Raw genomic sequence first — 16,773 nt, forward strand, 5'->3', positions numbered from 1 at the left:
ATTAATATACCATATCTTCGAAGTGAGGACTATCGTTTCAGCTCACTCAAACGGATCGCTTTCTTCGTGTTGGCGAAGTGGACTTTCGCCACTTCGTTCAAACGTTCTTGACCGTAACGGATGATCAACTCGGCAGCGACTTGATCGACTTTGGCACCGGCCCCTTTCGGTAACGTGACCCCGAGTGTCGCGCTTAACTTGTCCATTTCTTTTAAGAACAAGGCCCGGGCGAGAATCGAGGCGGCGGCCACGGCGACGTGCAGTCCTTCCGCTTTAGTCGAGAAATAGACGTCGTCTTTGACGACCGCCTTTTCAGATCGCAAATGGTTGTAATAGACGTTCTTTTCAGCGAACTGATCGATTAAAATCGCGTCCGGTGTCGCATCGAGCTTCTGTAATAAGGCCGACAAGGCGGCATTATGAGCGATGGCCGTCATTTTACCTTGCGTCATCGTTCGCTGCATCTTATTATACGCCGGATTGTGCAGCGTCGCTTTCTGATAGGTGATGGTAACATGTAAATCTTTGGCGATGCGGACGATCTCTGTATCGGACAACAGTTTTGAGTCTTTGACCCCGAGCTCTTTGACAAGGGCGATTTTCTCTTTCGGCACATAGGCGGCGACGACGACGAGCGGTCCGAAATAATCTCCTTTTCCGACTTCATCGCTCCCGATGACAGACCAGTCCGAAAAGCCTTCCGGTAGAACGGTTTTAGGCACACTTGGTTCTTTCTTTATACTCGTTCCCCATTTTGCGGCCTCGCTGTCGGCATCGCGTCCTTGGAACATGACTTTACCCGAATTGTAGACCGTAATCACACACTGAGGTGTTTTGGCACTGAATCGTGCATGGGGCGGTGGATTGACCGCGTGGGCCCGATAACTCGCGATAAGTTCTTCTTGGGCCGCGGTCGACAATTTGATGACTTGATTGCCCAACGTGAGCACTTCCTTTCTAACTCTAGCAAATCAATCTTACATTTTTTTTAGATATTTTGAAACCAAAGTTTCGCTCTAAACGTATAGACAAGTGAGTAAAGAAAGAAGAGAGGTGAGTCGGAGATGTGGTGGCGCGATGACACGGATGAAGATGAGGCGGGATCTCTCTATAAACATATTCTCGAGCTAGAGGCTAGGATTGCGAAGCTGATCGCCCATCAAGTCAGGGTGCGTCGCCTGCTGATGCAAGAATCGTCGGCCGCGGCGACCGAACAAATCATTGCGCTGCAAGCGGAAGTCGATCATTTTTTATCGCTATTGCGACAAGAGCGAGCGGAAGCGGTCGATCGCTACGACCGCTTGCGTCTCGAACAGACGTTAGGACGTGTGCGGCAGGTGGTCGATCAACCGACCCGGCCTTTGTCCGAATGGGACACGATCGAGCAAGCACTCGCACTCGAAGTCGAACATTTGCGTCGTGTTCTTTCCTATGAACGACAGCGTCGCGCCGAGGAGGAGTGGTAATGGAATCGTTAGATCAGCTGTATTGGTGGGTACTCATCATCGCCGGTCTCGGTACATTTTTGTACATGTTATTTTCAGATGCGTTTGATTTATTCGATGGTTGGTTCAATCCAGCGGTCATCCTGTCATTTTTAGCACTCGGTGCGGGCATCGGCCTCATTTTGAACGCGCTCGCCCATGTGTCCCCGATGATCGGGCTCGCCGTCGCACTCGTCGGATCGTTCGCGCTCACGACGCTCCTGTACTTATTCGTCCTCTTGCCGTTATCGAACGCGGAAGAATCGATCGGGATGACCGATGAATCGCTCGTTGGACTTGTCGGACGGTTGACCGTCCCCGTTCCGGAAGGCGGTTACGGGGAAGTACTCGTCGAATCGGTCATCGGTTCGATTTTAAAGACGGCTCAAAGTGTGGACGGCAAAGCGATTCCGAGTGATCGACGGGTCATCATCATCGAAGTCGAACGAAACATTGCGGTCGTCATGGAATATGACGAGCCGACAATCCGAAAGGAGTTTTAACTTATGAGCACAGCCATATTAGCCAGTATTATCGTCGGGGTGATTTTGCTCGCCTTGATTTTCGTATTCGTGTTGAAGTATCGCACGGTCGGACCAGATGAGGCGCTCATCGTCACCGGCAGTTACTTAGGGAAAAAGAACGTCCATAGCGACGCGTCGGGCAACCGTGTAAAGATTATCCGCGGGGGCGGAACGTTCGTCTTGCCGGTGTTCCAGCAAGCGGAACCGCTCAGCCTTCTTTCGAGCAAACTTGAAGTGACGACGCCGGAAGTGTACACCGAGCAAGGCGTACCGGTCATGGCGGACGGTACGGCCATCATCAAAATCGGTGGCTCGATCAGCGAGATCGCCACGGCGGCCGAGCAGTTCCTCGGCAAACCGAAAATCGAACGCGAGAACGAGGCGAAAGAAGTGCTCGAAGGTCACCTCCGTTCCATCCTCGGTTCGATGACAGTTGAAGAGATTTATAAGAACCGCGATAAGTTCTCACAAGAAGTCCAACGCGTCGCCTCACAAGACTTGGCGAAAATGGGGCTCGTCATCGTGTCGTTCACGATTAAAGATGTTCGTGACAAGAACGGCTATCTCGAATCACTCGGGAAACCACGAATCGCGCAAGTGAAACGCGATGCTGATATCGCAACGGCCGAAGCGGACAAAGAGACACGCATCAAACAAGCAGAAGCGATGAAAGACGCGAAGAAAGCTGAACTCGAACGGGCTTCGGAAATCGCAGAAGCCGAGAAAGAGAACCAGCTCCGCATCGCCGCCTATCGTCGTGAGCAAGACGTCGCCAAGGCCCGGGCCGACCAAGCGTATGAACTTGAAGAAGCCCGCGCCAAACAAGAAGTCACCGAGCAACAGATGCAAGTCCAAATCATCGAGCGTCAAAAGCAAATCGAGCTCGAAGAGAAAGAAATCATGCGTCGTGAGAAACAATACGATTCAGAAGTGAAGAAAAAGGCCGACGCCGACCGCTATGCGATCGAACAGTCAGCGGAAGCCGACAAGGCGCGTCAAATCGCCTCGGCCGATGCCGAGAAATATCGTATCGAAGCGGAAGCGAAAGCTGACGCCGAACGCGTTCGTCTCGCCGGTGTGGCCGAAGCGGACTCGGAACGGGCCAAAGGGGAAGCCGAAGCCGAGATTATCCGCTTGACGGGTCTCGCCGAAGCCGAAGCGAAACAAAAAATCGCCGAAGCGTTCGAACAGTATGGACAGGCTGCCATTCTCGACATGGTCGTCAAGATGCTTCCGGACTACGCGAAACAGATTGCAGCACCGCTTGGCAATATCGACAAGATCACGGTCGTCGATACGGGCAGCGGGAAAGATGGGGGTGCCGGCAAAGTCACAGGCTACGCTACAGACTTGATGGCATCGCTCCAACAGACGCTCAAAGCGTCGTCAGGAATCGACATGAAAGATTTACTCGACAATTTTGCCGGGAAAGGCAACGTCCAGCCGAGCGCGAATCGCGAATTGAGCGAATCGACGTTCGCCGCGACCGAAGAGTGAGCCGAGAGCCACAGACAATCGTCTGTGGCTTTTTTGTTTCGTGCGGATTCCTCTAAATTTGATAGGAAAGACTTCAAACTCGATCAGTTTCTGACGATAAGGGAGATGTCAGACCATTAGAGAGAGGAAGTAGCTATTATGAAGAAATCACTCATCATCGGCTTGTTGGCCGCATGTGTGACTTGGTTGCCCGGTTGTCAGTCTGTCATCGACCAACCGGAACAAACCGTGGAAACACGTCAATCGATGGGCGTCGTCTTGTCCGATGTTGGTCTCGGGGACCAATCGTTCAGCGACGCGGCGATGCGCGGCATGGGGCAACTCCGGGAGACAGGGAAATGGTTCGTCGACTATCGCGAGCTTGCCGAGACGGAGACATATAAAGCGGGGTTCGAACAGCTCGTCGCGGACGGACATGATGTTATCATCGGTCTTGGTTTCGCATGTCAGACGGATCTTGAAGCGGTGGCGGCCGAACATCCAGAGCAACAGTTCGCGTTGATTGATGCCGTATCGACGTTACCTAACGTCATCTCGGTGACGTTCCAAGAGACGGAAGGCAGTGCACTCGCCGGGGCAGTCGCGGGGCTCGAGACGGAATCGAATAAAATCGGTTTCATCGGGGGTGTCGACAACGAGCTGATTCAAAAATTCGGGACCGGCTTCGAGCTCGGTGCAAAAGGCGTGAATGAAGACGTAACGATGCTCGTCGATTACGCCAACGATTTTGCCTCGCCTGAAATCGGACGTAAGTTGGCAGAGAAACAGATTGAAGCCGGAGCAGACGTGCTGTACGCCGCTGCAGGACTGACAGGGGTCGGTGTCTTAGAAGCAGCGGAACGGAACGGCGTGAAAGCGATTGGCGTCGATAGCGACCAATCGATGATCGCACCGGACGCGGTCATCACGTCGATGTTGAAACAAGTCGATTTGGCCATCGTCGAAATCGCGGATCGGGTCGAAGCGAAGGCGTTCAACGCTCACGTCGAACTCGGGATCGATCAAGGCGGTGTCGGTTTGGCCGCTCTTCGTCGTGTCCAATGGGATGACGACGAGACAAAACGGTTCGAGGCGTTTCAGAAACAGTTGATGGAGGGGACGCTGAAATGAGCTTACGGAAACGGTTCATCTTTTCGACCGTGTTCACGGTCTTATTGATTGTCTTGATGATGAGTTATGTCTTGTCGACGTTGAATCGTCTGCAAACTTATAACGAGCAGTACGGCACCCAGATGATTGAGTTGTCCCAACTCGAGACGTCGCTCTTGCAGGAGCAGTCCCTGTGGACCTCGCTCGGTGAGCAGATGAGCCAATCGACGCTCACGCAGCTCGAGCGGATTCGGACGACAAACACGGAGACGTTTACGACATTGAAACAGACATATCTTATTCCTGAATTTGCGAACCACCTCGAACGTGCGACGATGAAGTATGAGCGAATCGGAGCCGAGGTCGAGGCGGCCGAGGCCGGCGGAATCGCCGCCCGGATTCAAGCGGCGAAGCTTGAAGGGGTATTGAACGATGTGAATACGCTCCTCTTGAAAAATGGAACATTCTACGAGGCGTTACAAGCCGAGGCGGCGAGTGAGACAAAACGTCTCCTGCTCGTGTCCATATTGTTGACGGTCTTTGTCATCGTCGCACTCAGTGTATACAACTTCTTCTTCGCCCGCTCGATCACCCACCCGCTCGAACGCAATGTCGAGGCGGCGGAAGCAATCGCGGCCGGACGATTGATCACGCTGCCGGATTCGACGCGACGTGATGAAATCGGACGCTTAGAACGAGCGATGCGGGAAATGACGATGTCGCTCCAGACGGTCATCGGTTCCATCCGTGTCACGTCGATGAAAGTGAACGATATGACAGAGACGGCGGCTGCTGAGAACGAGGCCGTGGTCAGTACGACATCGAACATCACGAATGCGGTCGATGAGATGGCGAACGGGGCCCAGTCGATTGCGACCGAACTGCAAGAGACACTTGAATCGGTCGGCATCATGGCGACCTCGTTCGAGACAAGTTTGAACCAGACGAAGCAGACGACCGAACAGACGTCTGAGATGACACGCGAAGTCGCAGCCGGCATCGAGACGTTGACGGACCAGGAAGCGATTTTAGCACGTTCGAGCGAACGTAACGCATCGCTCGTCAACCGGATGGATGATTTCGCCCGGAAAACAGAAGAAATCGAAAAAATGGCGAAGCTCGTGGAAGATGTCGCCGCCCAGACGAACTTGCTCGCCTTGAATGCGGCCATCGAGGCTGCACGGGCAGGGGAGGCAGGACGAGGTTTTGCAGTCGTCGCCAGCGAAGTGAAGAAATTGGCCGAGGAGAGCAACGTGGCGACACGTTCCATCTTTGGTGTCGTCCAGACGATCCGGGACGAGGTCGTCCGCTTGACGGACATGGTCGAAGAGTCGAGTCGGGAACAGACGGCACAGCTCGAGGCGTTCGGAATGACGAAGCAGGCGTTCAACCGAATCCATGACCGCACGGACCACGTCGCCTCGTTTGTCAGTACGATTGAACGCGAGATGGTCGCGTCGAGTTCGGAAGTGACGAACGTCTTGAAACGGGTCGAGGAAGTGAGCGGTGTCACCGAGGAACTTGCGGCGGGGAACGAAGAAGTCGCAGCCTCGATGAAAGAGCAGCAAGCGAGCTTCGATCAGATTTTCGCTTTGATGCAAGAGTTAGAAGGACAAGCCGCGGCACTCGCGAGCCAAGTCCAACATTTTGAAGAGCACTGAGACAAGTTTCGGCTTGTCTCTTTTTTATCGTCTCGCTATGTACAGGAAGCGGATGCTTTCGTCCGATAGGCGCGTGGAAAACGACGAGTTCGGCCTCGGCACAGATGACAACGTTTCTTCATACTATAGAAAAGACTCGCTCGAGGAGGGGACGTATGGAGAAGTGGAAACGATATGTCGTCGTGCTGCTGATCGGACTGTTTATCGGGGTGGGCTATATGTTTTATTCGAAAGAACCGGAGACGCCGATGGTCGAACAGTTCGTTGCGACACCCGAACCGGAAGTCGAGCCGAGCGTCCCGACCGAAATCGTCGTCTATGTGACCGGGGCGGTCGAGGCACCGGACATGTATACGATGCCACAAGGTGCGCGTGTCGGTGACGTGTTGTCACTCGCTGTCTTGACGGATGAGGCCGACCCCGAACAATTGAACTTGGCCCAATTGCTCGTCGATGGAACGAAAGTGAGCGTCCCGAAAAAAGGAGAGACGGTCGTTGTGCCGGCCGCTGAAGAGGCGAGCGGGGGGACGAACGGGGTCCATGTCAACAGTGCGACGAAGGACGAACTGATGACCGTACCGGGCATCGGCCCGGCCAAAGCCGAGGCGATTCTCAATCATTTGAAACAACATGGGCCGTTCAAGTCATACGAAGAGATTGGCAACGTCAAAGGATTCGGGGAGAAGACGTTAGAAAGCATGGAAGGTTATTTATTGGTCCCGTGACATGCCGCTGTATCCACTATTGCCGATCAGCCTATTGATTGCCGGGATGTACGGGTCGGTCGCCCTCTGCCTCCTGTTGACTGTCGCCATCGCGTTCACCTGTCGCGGTCAATCCGTCTATGCGCATATCGGCGCCGTCCTGCTCGTCCTGTTCGTGTTCGTACGTCCTGACGCCGAACCGTTGCCGGAGGAGGGGCCCTATCTGTTCGCCATCGAGAGCCGACGGGACAACGGACTATCAGCGCGGCTGTATGGACAAATCGACGGGACGGAAGGTGTGTTGACCGGTCGTGACCTCGCACTCGGTCGTCCCGGAGAGACGTGCCTCGTCACGTTCACGCACATCCCGTTCGCACCGCTGCGTAATACGGGCGGATTCAATGAGTCGGCGTGGGCGCTCGGAGCCGGTCTGACGTTCAAAGGGAGTGACGTCGCCATCGAGGCGTGTCGTCCGAGTGACGGGATAGCTGGGCGGATGCTCCGCTGGAAAGAACGGCAGCTCGCGAGAATCGAGGCAACGTATCGACCAGATGTGGCGCTATACATGGAGGCGTTATTGTTTGGGGAGAGCCGATTGCTCGATGAGGACACCTCGTTCTCTTACCGGGTCACGGGTCTGCTTCATCTGCTCGTCATCTCCGGGTCACATATCGCGCTCCTCGTTTTGGCGTTCCGTTGGCTGATGCGCGGTTTGCCGTTTCGTCAGGAGACGAAGACGCAACTCATCATCGCCGCGGTCACGCTGTTCGGCTGGCTGACCGGGTTTTCGCCACCGGTCGCACGGGCCGTTCTCGTCGCCGATCTGTTGCTCGGGTTGTCGCTGTTCGGCTACCGTGTCCGTGACCCGATTCGGTTACTGAGTTGGTGTGCCGCGATGCTACTCGCCGTGCAACCTTATCTGTTCTGGAATCTAGGGTTTCAATTGACGGTCGCGATGACGCTATTTTTGCTCGTGACCCGGTCGATTTGGAAGGGGCCGTTCGGATTGGCCATCTATGCGCAATGGTTCGGTCTCATCTTCCTATGGCCCGTGCAACCAATTTTATCGATGTTGGCACCGGTATATAACGTGCTCGTCGGGCTGTTGATCTCTTGGTTCATCATTCCGATCACACTGCTCTCGTACCTCGTACCGACGGCCGAACCACTCCTCTATCCGGTCCTCGACGGGTTGAACGGGACGTTCCAACTGCACCATGACTGGCAGCCGTGGCTCCCGTTGCACGAGTTCACGTTTTGGCACGCTGTAACGCTCGCTGCCGTGCTGTGGGGTGGGTTGATCTTACTCGAATGGAAGCGCTGGACGGGCTGGGCGCTGGCCGTCAGTTCCCTTTTCTTCCTTCACGTCTCGTTGGAATGGACCGAACAGCCACGCGTCACGTTTCTAGATGTCGGGCAGGGCGATGCCATCGTCGTCGAGTATGGCGATGTGACCGGGGTCATCGATGTCGGCGGAGTGTTTCAAGACCCGAAGGAATCGAAACGGTCCACGTATGATCCGGGAGCGGATGTCGTCGCCCCGTACATATGGAAGCGAGGGGAGACGCGTCTCGATTTCTTGCTGCTTACCCATGCCGATCATGATCATGTCGGCGGACTGTCCGGTTTGCTCTCGTCCATCGAAGTCGATGAGGTGTGGCTCTCGGCGGAAGTAGCGGATCAAGGCAAACGAGACGAGTTACTGGCCGAGCTGGCGGCTTATCAGGTCCCGGTCCGGCTCCTGTCGAGCGGGGACAGGCCGTACCCGTGGATGTGGGTCGTCGCCCCGGACGAGTCAGGAGAGGATGAGAATGCGAACTCGGTGTCACTGTTCATGAAAGTCGGGGACCTCACTTATTTATTGACCGGAGACTTACCGGACACACGGGAAGGGATGATCCCGACCGTCGACGTCGATGTATTCAAGCTCGGACATCACGGGGCGGACTCATCCTCGAGTCGTGAGTTGATTGAGCGGGTCGATCCGGAATGGATTGTCGTCAGCGTCGGGGCGAACAATCGCTACGGTCACCCCCACCCCGACACGTTAGAGCGAATCGAAGGAAGACGGTTATTGCGGACGGACGAGGACGGGATGGTCGTCTGTGAACGAAATCGCTGTCGCGGGATCGTAACGAGGGGGGTCACTCCAAGAAATCTATGATAAACTAAAAAAGCGATTGCTCCCCCGGGGCAATCGCTTTCTGACTGACTTATAAGCTCAAGAACTTGATGAGGACACCGATCGCGAAGATGGTGAAGAAAAAGCCGAACGGGACGATGAAGCCGATTGCTGAATCGATGGCATCGTTACGTTTGCACTGCACGTCGTTCTCGAACGGGTTTTCGCTTTGTGGGCGAACAGAGTTAATATGCATAGTGAGTCCCTCCTTGAAATGGTTCCGTCCTAAGTATAGCGAATCAGTGAAGGATAATCTATGTTTAGATAAGAATAAATTGTGAAAGTGGTGTGTGTTTTGAATGAACCGTGGCTGCATAACGGAAAGTTGTCGAACGTGTATGTCCTATTTGGGACAGAGAAATATTTACTAGAGACGTGGGAACGGTCGATCATTAAAGCCGCCAACCCGTCTGGTGATCAATTTGATGTCATGCAGCTCGACTTGCACGAGACGTCACTCGATACGGCGCTTGATGAAGCGGAGACGGTACCTTTTTTCAGTGAGTATCGGACCGTCATCGTCAAACATGCCCAGTTTTTGACGGGGGCGAAAGAAAAGCAGAAACAAAACGTCGAGCGCTTGACGGATTACGTCTTACAACCGGCGCCTTACTCTGTGCTCGTCTTTGTCATTGAAGCGGAAAAACTCGATGAACGAAAAAAAGTTGTCAAACGCCTGAAAGAACGGGCCATCGTCCTCGAAGCGAAAAAACCGAGCCAATCCGAATTAATGCGTTACGTCGGCGACGAATTGAATCGTCGTGGTCAAAAGATGGAGCGGGCGACCGTCGAGCGTCTGTTGTTCCTCTGTCAGGACGATTGGGGAAAACTCGTGCGCGAGCTTGAGAAATTACAACTCTATGCGAGTGAAGGCGCCGACATCCCGATGGAGATCGTCAACGACTTGGTCCCGCGGACGCTCGAGGATAACGTATTCCAGCTATCCGAGTTTTTAGTGGCCCGACGTGCGGATGCTGCGCTTCGGCTTGTACGGGACTTGGAGAAACAGGGGCAGGAATTGATCGGTCTGTTGTCGCTCCTCGCCCGGCAGTACCGGAATATGTATCTGGCCAAACAGTTGACGGAGAAAGGTTATGGCGAGAAGCAGATCGCCTCGAAAATCGGGGCGCATCCATATACGGTAAAACTCGCCTCACAAGCGAGCCGGAATTTCTCAGAGGCCCAGCTCGCCCGGGCGCTGACGATGATTGCCGATGCGGACGAGGCGATGAAGACGGGACGGGGCGACAAGCAAATCGTCTTTGACACACTCGTCTGCCAATTAACGTTACTGTGAGGTGAAGACATGGGATTACAGGAAGTGAGACTCGTGGACGTGATTCCGCTCCGGCATGAAGTGTTACGGCCGGGACAGGCAGTCGAGACATGTTATTTTGAAGGGGATGACGCCGAGACGACACGCCACTATGCCTGGGTCGAAGACGGTCGTGTCGTGTCGATTGCGACCGTGATGGAAGTGGGGCGTGACTTCGACGGCCAGACGGTGCCGTATCAGCTCAGAGGGATGGCAACGGACCCGGCATTTGCTGGCCAAGGAATTGGCTCGTCCTTTTTACAGGCGTTGCATGAAGCGGTCAGTGATTCGTGGTGGTGCAACGCTCGAGCGATCGCCGTCCGGTTCTATGAACGGAACGGATTGGTGACGGTCGGTGACGCGTTCGACATTCCAGGGATTGGACCCCATTATGTGATGAAATACGAAAAAACAGCCGGCTCCTAATGGAGGCGGCTGTTTCGTTTTAGTCTCTAATTAGAGAGCTGCGATGCGAGCTGCGAGACGTGATTTGTCACGACCTGCTTTGTTTTGGTGGATTAGACCTTTTGCTGCAGCCTTGTCGATTTTCTTCGTAGCGAGGACGAAAGCTTCTTGAGCCGCTTCTTTGTTACCTTCTACAACGAGAGTATCAACACGTTTTACTGCTGTACGCATTGCTGCTTTCTCTTGCGAGTTCGCTACGCGACGCTTTTCAGAAGTTTTTGCACGTTTGATTGCTGATTTGATATTTGCCATGTTATTTCACCTCCTGAAACAAGAAAGTGTATGTTCTCATTACTTCAAGTAATCATTCAACAGAACAAGCACAATTGTAGCAAACGGTTATTCGAAAAGCAACCACTTGATGATTATTCTGAAAACTATATGTGGTATTGTTGTAGTAGGTCGTACACATTAACTTAGGATTTTGATATAATGACACGGTATGCATGAGAAGGATAGGTGAACCCATATATGAACAAACAAGAATTAGAGAATCGTCAGAAGAGAATACGGAACTTTTCCATCATCGCCCACATCGACCATGGGAAGTCGACACTCGCTGACCGGATTCTCGAGAGAACTGGTGCGCTCACAGCGCGTGAAATGAAAGAACAGACGCTTGATGCGATGGATCTCGAACGGGAACGTGGGATCACAATCAAATTGAACGCCGTTAAATTGAACTATACCGCAAAAGACGGTGAAGAGTATATTCTTCACTTGATCGATACACCGGGACACGTCGACTTCACATATGAAGTGTCGCGTTCGCTCGCAGCCTGTGAAGGGGCGGTCCTTGTCGTCGATGCGGCTCAAGGGATTGAAGCTCAGACACTCGCGAACGTTTATCTCGCGCTTGATAACGACCTTGAAATCATCCCGGTCATCAACAAGATCGACTTGCCATCGGCTGACGTCGAACGCGTCCGTCAAGAAATTGAGGATGTGATCGGACTTGACGCTAGTGACGCTGTGCCGGCTTCTGCCAAGGCGGGAATCGGGATTGAAGAGATTCTCGAGCAAGTCGTCGAACTCGTTCCACCACCGACCGGTGACCCGTCGGCACCGCTCCAAGCACTTATCTTCGACTCGTATTATGACGCCTATCGTGGCGTCGTCGCCTCGATCCGAATCGTCAACGGTTCGGTCAAAGTCGGGGACAAAGTCCAAATGATGTCGACCGGCAAATCGTTCGACGTGACGGATCTCGGCGTCTCGACACCGAAACCGGTCTCGGTGAAGGAACTGAACGTCGGTGATGTCGGTACGTTATCGGCGTCAATCAAGACGGTCGGCGACGTCCGCGTCGGTGATACGATCACGCTCGCTAAAAATCCATCGACGGAACAGCTCCCGGGCTACCGGAAAATGAACCCGATGGTGTACTGTGGTCTGTATCCGATCGATGCCGCCAAATATAACGATTTACGTGAAGCGCTCGAGCGGCTTCAGTTATCGGATGCGGCGCTCGAATTCGAGCCGGAGACGTCACAAGCACTTGGTTTCGGATTCCGCAGCGGATTCCTCGGCATGCTTCACATGGAAATCATTCAAGAGCGAATCGAGCGTGAGTTCGGGATCGACTTGATCACGACGGCGCCATCGGTTATCTATCACGTCACAACGACGGCCGGCGACGTCATCCATGTCGATAACCCGTCGAAAATGCCGGAACAACAAAAAGTCGAGTCGATTGAAGAGCCTTACGTCAAAGCGGCCATCATGACACCGAACGACTATGTCGGCGCCATCATGGAACTTTGTCAGAAGAAGCGCGGCAGTTTCATCGACATGCAGTATATCGATACGACGCGTGTCAAAATCACGTACGACATCCCGCTCAGTGAAATCGTCTATGACTTCTTCGACCAGTTGAAGTCGAGCACGAAAGGATATGCGTCGCTTGATTACGACTTGATTGGTTATCGTCCGTCACGCCTCGTCAAGATGGATATCCTCCTCAACAACGAACTTGTCGATGCGCTCAGCTTCATCGTGCACCGCGATTTCGCCTACGAACGTGGGAAGGTCATCGTTGAGAAATTGAAGGCGCTCATTCCACGTATGCAGTTCGAAGTGCCGATTCAGGCAGCGGTCGGAACGAAGATCGTGGCCCGTTCGACGATCAAGGCGCTCCGTAAAAACGTCCTCGCCAAATGTTACGGCGGCGATATCTCACGGAAACGTAAATTGCTCGAGAAACAAAAAGAAGGTAAAAAGCGCATGAAGATGGTTGGTTCTGTCGAAGTGCCGCAAGAAGCGTTCATGTCCGTCTTGTCGATGGACGAAGAATAATCGTTCGCCCTTATCTACGGATGAGGGCGTTTTTTTCGCATTTGGCAGGATTCGGTGGGCCAGGTACGGAATAGTACCCACTTACAGATAAATAGAGGAGGAGTGGCGGTGCCGATATATAATTTTTCAGCAGGGCCGGGCGTATTGCCAGAACCTGTTTTACGAGAAGTGCAAGCCGAGTTTCTTTCCTATAAACATGGGGTGTCCATCGTCGAGATGAGTCACCGCTCCGACACGTTCGCGACAATCGTCGAGCAGCTCGAGACGAGACTGCGGCGATTGATGCAGATTCCAGACGATTACGCCGTCCTGTTCCTTCAAGGTGGGGCGACGCTTCAATTTTCAATGGTGCCGATGAACCTGCGGGAATCGGGTCGCTTCGCCTATCTCGACAGTGGGACATGGTCGAAGAAAGCGATCAATGACGCAAAACACGTCGGTGACGTCATCGTCGTCGGTAGTTCAGCGTCATCCAACTACGACGCAATCCCGGAGTGGCCGGAGCATATTCAGGATGTGGATTATCTTCACGTGACGTTGAACAATACGATCGAAGGGACGCGCTATACGACGTTGCCGGATACGAACGTCCCGCTCGTCGCCGACATCTCGTCGAACATTTTAGCGGAAGCGATCGATGTACAGCGCTATGGTCTCTTGTACGCAGGTGCCCAAAAAAATATCGGTCCGGCCGGATTGACGATTGTCATCATCCGTCGTGACTTGGTCACCGAGCGCGATTTGCCGTCGTATCTGGCTTACAGCAAGCATGTCGACACGCTACTCAACACCCCGTCGACGTTCAGTTTATATGTCGCTGAGCGGGTTCTCGCCTGGGTCGAAACCGAAGGGGGCGTCGACGAGATGGAACGCCGTAACGAAAAGAAGAGCAAGCTGTTATATGACGCCTTGGATACGTCACCGGTATTTCACGCGCTCGTCTCCGGCAAGGATCGGTCGCTGACGAATATCCCGTTCACGAGCGGAAATGACGCGACGGATGAAGCGTTCCGGCAGTTTGCGGAGATGCGCGGGTTGATCGAGCTCGGGGGTCATCGGTCGGTCGGGGGTCTTCGAGCGAGCCTTTATAATGCGATGCCACTTGAAGGTGTGACGCGTCTCATTGACGTGATGCACGAGTTTGAACAGGAGGGACAAGATGTTTCATATAAAAACGTATAACCAAATCGCCCAAGACGGGCTAAGACGCTTCGAACCGAGCGAGTACGCCGTCAATGATGCGGAGCAAGCCGACGCCTGGGTCATTCGGAGTCACGATGTCCATGGCGCGGACATCCCGCCCTATTTGCTGGCCATCGCCCGGGCCGGTGCCGGTGTGAACAACATTCCGCTCGAACGGTTGGCTCGTCAAGGCGTCGTCGTGTTTCATACACCGGGTGCGAATGCGAACGCCGTCAAGGAACTCGTGCTCGCCAGCATGCTGTTGTCGGTCCGACCGATTTTAGAAGGGACGAACTGGGTCAACGGTCATACGTTTTCCGATCAGGCGTCGCTCGAGCAGGCGATGGAAGACGAGAAACGGCGCTTTGTCGGGTCTGAGCTAAGAGGCAAGCGAGTCGGGATCATCGGTCTCGGTGCGATCGGCGCGTCGCTCGCCAACGACTTGCTCCACCTCGGCATCGACGTCGTCGGCTACGACCCGCATTTATCGGTCGACGCGGCGTGGAACATCTCGCAACAAGTGAAGCGGGCGAAGCAGTTGAGCGAATTGCTCGCCGATGTCGATATCCTGTCGATTCATACGCCGCTCACCGATGACACGCGTCACATGATCGACGCGACGTGGTTCAAGCAGATGAAACCGGGCGCCACCATCTTGAATTTCGCCCGTGGTGAGCTCGTGAACGATTCCGATTTGCTCGAGGCGCTCGATGAGAACGTGGCGACATACATCACTGACTTCCCGAAACAGGCGCTGCTCGGTCATCCACAAGTCGTCGCCTTCCCGCATCTCGGGGCGTCGACGCACGAGTCTGAGGTGAACTGTGCGATTCAAGCCGTCGATACGCTCAAACTGTACTTAGAGACCGGTAACATCCGTAACTCGGCCAACTTCCCGAACGCGGAGCTCCCGTATGTCGGCAAGCGGCGTTTGGCGGTACTTCATTTGAACGTCCCGAACATGGTCGGTCAAATCGCGAGCCGGCTCGCCGAAAACGGCATCAACATCGATAACATGGTCAACCGGAGCCGCAACGATGTGGCCTATACGTTGATCGACATCGACAACCATAAACATGAGACGTTATCCGTGCATGCCCTATATGACATCGAGGGTGTCATGCGCGTCCGCGAATTTTAAGGAGGAATGACCATGGTCGTATTTAAACCGTTTGCCCCGTATATGCCGAAACACCCTGAGGCGGTCGCTGCCGCCCCGTACGATATCGTCACAGTCGAACAGGCACGTGAAGACGTCGAACAGCGTTCCGATTCTTTTCTTTCGGTCGATAAACCAGAACTGTTCACGGCGGACATGCCGCTCGACGCCTGGGGACGCAGAGCCCGTCATGAGCTCGAACGGCTCTATGAATCAGAATTGACCGAGCGGACACATGGGTTTTACGTCTACCGGCTCACCGACCACGGACATGTGCAGACCGGACTCGTCGCCACGTTCTCGGTGACCGATTATGAGGCAGGAAGAATCAAAATCCACGAGCACACACGTGAGGTGAAAGAACGTGAACGGATCGAACACGTATCGGCGACGAAAGCGCACACCGGCCCGATTTTGATGAGTCACGTCCCGGACGAAGGGTTGCGTCGCATCTTGGACGACGCGACGACAGGAGAGGCGTTGTTCGCCTTCACGGACAGTGAAGGTGTCATCCATGAAGGCTATGCCGTGCCATCCAAGCATCAAGCACGCGTCATCATGCTCGGGGCCAGCATTCCGGCCATCTATATCGCCGATGGACATCACCGGGCCAAAGCCGCAGCTGTCGTCGCACGGAGCCCGATCCATGAAGGGGAATCGAAACAAGAGCGGGACCACTTCCTCGGCGTCTTGTTCCCGAGCGATGAGCTGACGATTTTGCCGTACCATCGCATTTTGAACGATGTGGCGCCAGAAGAAGTCAGAGCGTTGCTTGACGGTTTAGCTTTCTCGTATGAGATTGAATCGGTGCCTGCCTTACACGTCCCGAACGAACGGGGCACGTTCGGTTTGTCTTACCGGGGCGAGCATTTTATGCTCAAAAAACGGCAGACGACGACGGCACTCGACGTCGCGACGTTGCAACGGGATGTGCTCGAGCCGTATTTCCATGTCAAAGACGTACGGACGGACAAACGAATCGATTTCATCGGCGGCAAAGATGCCCTGGCGCGCCTCGCCGACTTGGCTGAACGTGATGACGTCGTCGTGTTGACGTGTCACGCCACGGCGATGGAAGAGCTGATGCGCGTCGCCGACGAGAGCGGTCAAATGCCGCCGAAATCGACGTGGTTCGAACCGAAATTGAAGAGCGGTCTGTTCATTCATCGGTTCGATTGAACGTGCAGAGTGGCGTCACGGCGTGAAAAGCGTTATA

At 54.1% G+C, this 16,773-nt stretch carries 16 protein-coding genes; 13 read left to right on the forward strand and 3 right to left on the reverse strand.

Going from position 1 to position 16,773, the window contains the following annotated elements; translation table 11 throughout:
* Positions 1–29: 29 nt before the first annotated feature.
* Positions 30–941, reverse strand: a complete 912-nt coding sequence (rnhC, locus tag FED52_RS05325; RefSeq protein WP_138859207.1) for a ribonuclease HIII — start codon at positions 939–941, stop codon at positions 30–32.
* Between the two features lie 123 nt (positions 942–1,064).
* Here rnhC and FED52_RS05330 point away from each other — a divergent pair, with 123 nt between their 5' ends.
* The 7 genes from FED52_RS05330 to FED52_RS05360 all read left to right on the forward strand — a co-directional run bounded on the left by FED52_RS05330 (position 1,065) and on the right by FED52_RS05360 (position 9,123).
* Complete coding sequence (locus FED52_RS05330) at positions 1,065–1,466, forward strand: hypothetical protein (protein ID WP_034778175.1); 402 nt, start codon at positions 1,065–1,067, stop codon at positions 1,464–1,466.
* Positions 1,466–1,987 carry an NfeD family protein gene (locus tag FED52_RS05335; RefSeq protein ID WP_034778172.1) on the forward strand — a complete coding sequence of 174 codons (522 nt, stop codon included), beginning with the start codon at positions 1,466–1,468 and terminating at the stop codon, positions 1,985–1,987. Before FED52_RS05330 ends, FED52_RS05335 begins: the two co-directional genes overlap by 1 nt.
* Before the next feature lie 3 nt (positions 1,988–1,990).
* Positions 1,991–3,505 (forward strand): flotillin lipid rafts scaffold protein FloT, encoded by a 1,515-nt coding sequence (locus tag FED52_RS05340; protein ID WP_034778170.1) that lies wholly within the window; start codon positions 1,991–1,993, stop codon positions 3,503–3,505.
* A gap of 138 nt (positions 3,506–3,643) precedes the next feature.
* Positions 3,644–4,615, forward strand: a complete 972-nt coding sequence (locus FED52_RS05345; protein WP_034778167.1) for a BMP family lipoprotein — start codon at positions 3,644–3,646, stop codon at positions 4,613–4,615.
* Positions 4,612–6,255 carry a methyl-accepting chemotaxis protein gene (locus FED52_RS05350; protein WP_138859208.1) on the forward strand — a complete coding sequence of 548 codons (1,644 nt, stop codon included), beginning with the start codon at positions 4,612–4,614 and terminating at the stop codon, positions 6,253–6,255. Before FED52_RS05345 ends, FED52_RS05350 begins: the two co-directional genes overlap by 4 nt.
* 155 nt (positions 6,256–6,410) lie before the next feature.
* Positions 6,411–6,980 (forward strand): helix-hairpin-helix domain-containing protein, encoded by a 570-nt coding sequence (locus FED52_RS05355; RefSeq protein WP_034778163.1) that lies wholly within the window; start codon positions 6,411–6,413, stop codon positions 6,978–6,980.
* A 1-nt stretch (position 6,981) separates the two neighbouring features.
* Positions 6,982–9,123 (forward strand): ComEC/Rec2 family competence protein, encoded by a 2,142-nt coding sequence (locus FED52_RS05360; RefSeq protein ID WP_138859209.1) that lies wholly within the window; start codon positions 6,982–6,984, stop codon positions 9,121–9,123.
* A gap of 49 nt (positions 9,124–9,172) precedes the next feature.
* On the opposite strand, the gene FED52_RS05365 is transcribed toward FED52_RS05360, so the two are convergent.
* Entirely contained in the window at positions 9,173–9,337 is a 165-nt protein-coding gene (locus tag FED52_RS05365) for a YqzM family protein (protein WP_016508105.1), read from the reverse strand.
* A gap of 90 nt (positions 9,338–9,427) precedes the next feature.
* On the opposite strand from FED52_RS05365, the gene holA reads away from it, so the two are divergent.
* Both holA and FED52_RS05375 read left to right on the forward strand, forming a co-directional pair.
* On the forward strand, positions 9,428–10,438 hold the full coding sequence (holA, locus tag FED52_RS05370; RefSeq protein WP_240731338.1) for a DNA polymerase III subunit delta: 1,011 nt from the start codon (positions 9,428–9,430) through the stop codon (positions 10,436–10,438).
* Between the two features lie 9 nt (positions 10,439–10,447).
* Positions 10,448–10,882, forward strand: a complete 435-nt coding sequence (locus FED52_RS05375; protein ID WP_034778154.1) for a GNAT family N-acetyltransferase — start codon at positions 10,448–10,450, stop codon at positions 10,880–10,882.
* A gap of 30 nt (positions 10,883–10,912) precedes the next feature.
* On the opposite strand, the gene rpsT is transcribed toward FED52_RS05375, so the two are convergent.
* Positions 10,913–11,173: a 30S ribosomal protein S20 gene (gene rpsT / locus FED52_RS05380; protein ID WP_034778152.1), complete on the reverse strand. Its 261-nt coding sequence runs from the start codon at positions 11,171–11,173 to the stop codon at positions 10,913–10,915.
* Between the two features lie 219 nt (positions 11,174–11,392).
* On the opposite strand from rpsT, the gene lepA reads away from it, so the two are divergent.
* The 4 genes from lepA to FED52_RS05400 all read left to right on the forward strand — a co-directional run bounded on the left by lepA (position 11,393) and on the right by FED52_RS05400 (position 16,736).
* On the forward strand, positions 11,393–13,216 hold the full coding sequence (gene lepA, locus FED52_RS05385) for a translation elongation factor 4 (protein WP_034778150.1): 1,824 nt from the start codon (positions 11,393–11,395) through the stop codon (positions 13,214–13,216).
* Positions 13,217–13,324: 108 nt separating this feature from the next.
* Positions 13,325–14,398, forward strand: a complete 1,074-nt coding sequence (serC, locus tag FED52_RS05390) for a 3-phosphoserine/phosphohydroxythreonine transaminase (RefSeq protein ID WP_138859211.1) — start codon at positions 13,325–13,327, stop codon at positions 14,396–14,398.
* Positions 14,376–15,539: a phosphoglycerate dehydrogenase gene (locus tag FED52_RS05395; RefSeq protein WP_138859212.1), complete on the forward strand. Its 1,164-nt coding sequence runs from the start codon at positions 14,376–14,378 to the stop codon at positions 15,537–15,539. The genes serC and FED52_RS05395 overlap by 23 nt, the downstream gene beginning before the upstream one ends.
* A gap of 12 nt (positions 15,540–15,551) precedes the next feature.
* Positions 15,552–16,736, forward strand: a complete 1,185-nt coding sequence (locus tag FED52_RS05400; protein WP_138859213.1) for a DUF1015 domain-containing protein — start codon at positions 15,552–15,554, stop codon at positions 16,734–16,736.
* Positions 16,737–16,773: the final 37 nt, after the last annotated feature.

Source organism: Exiguobacterium mexicanum (genome assembly GCF_005960665.1).
GTDB classification, from domain to species: Bacteria; Bacillota; Bacilli; order Exiguobacteriales; family Exiguobacteriaceae; genus Exiguobacterium; species Exiguobacterium mexicanum_A.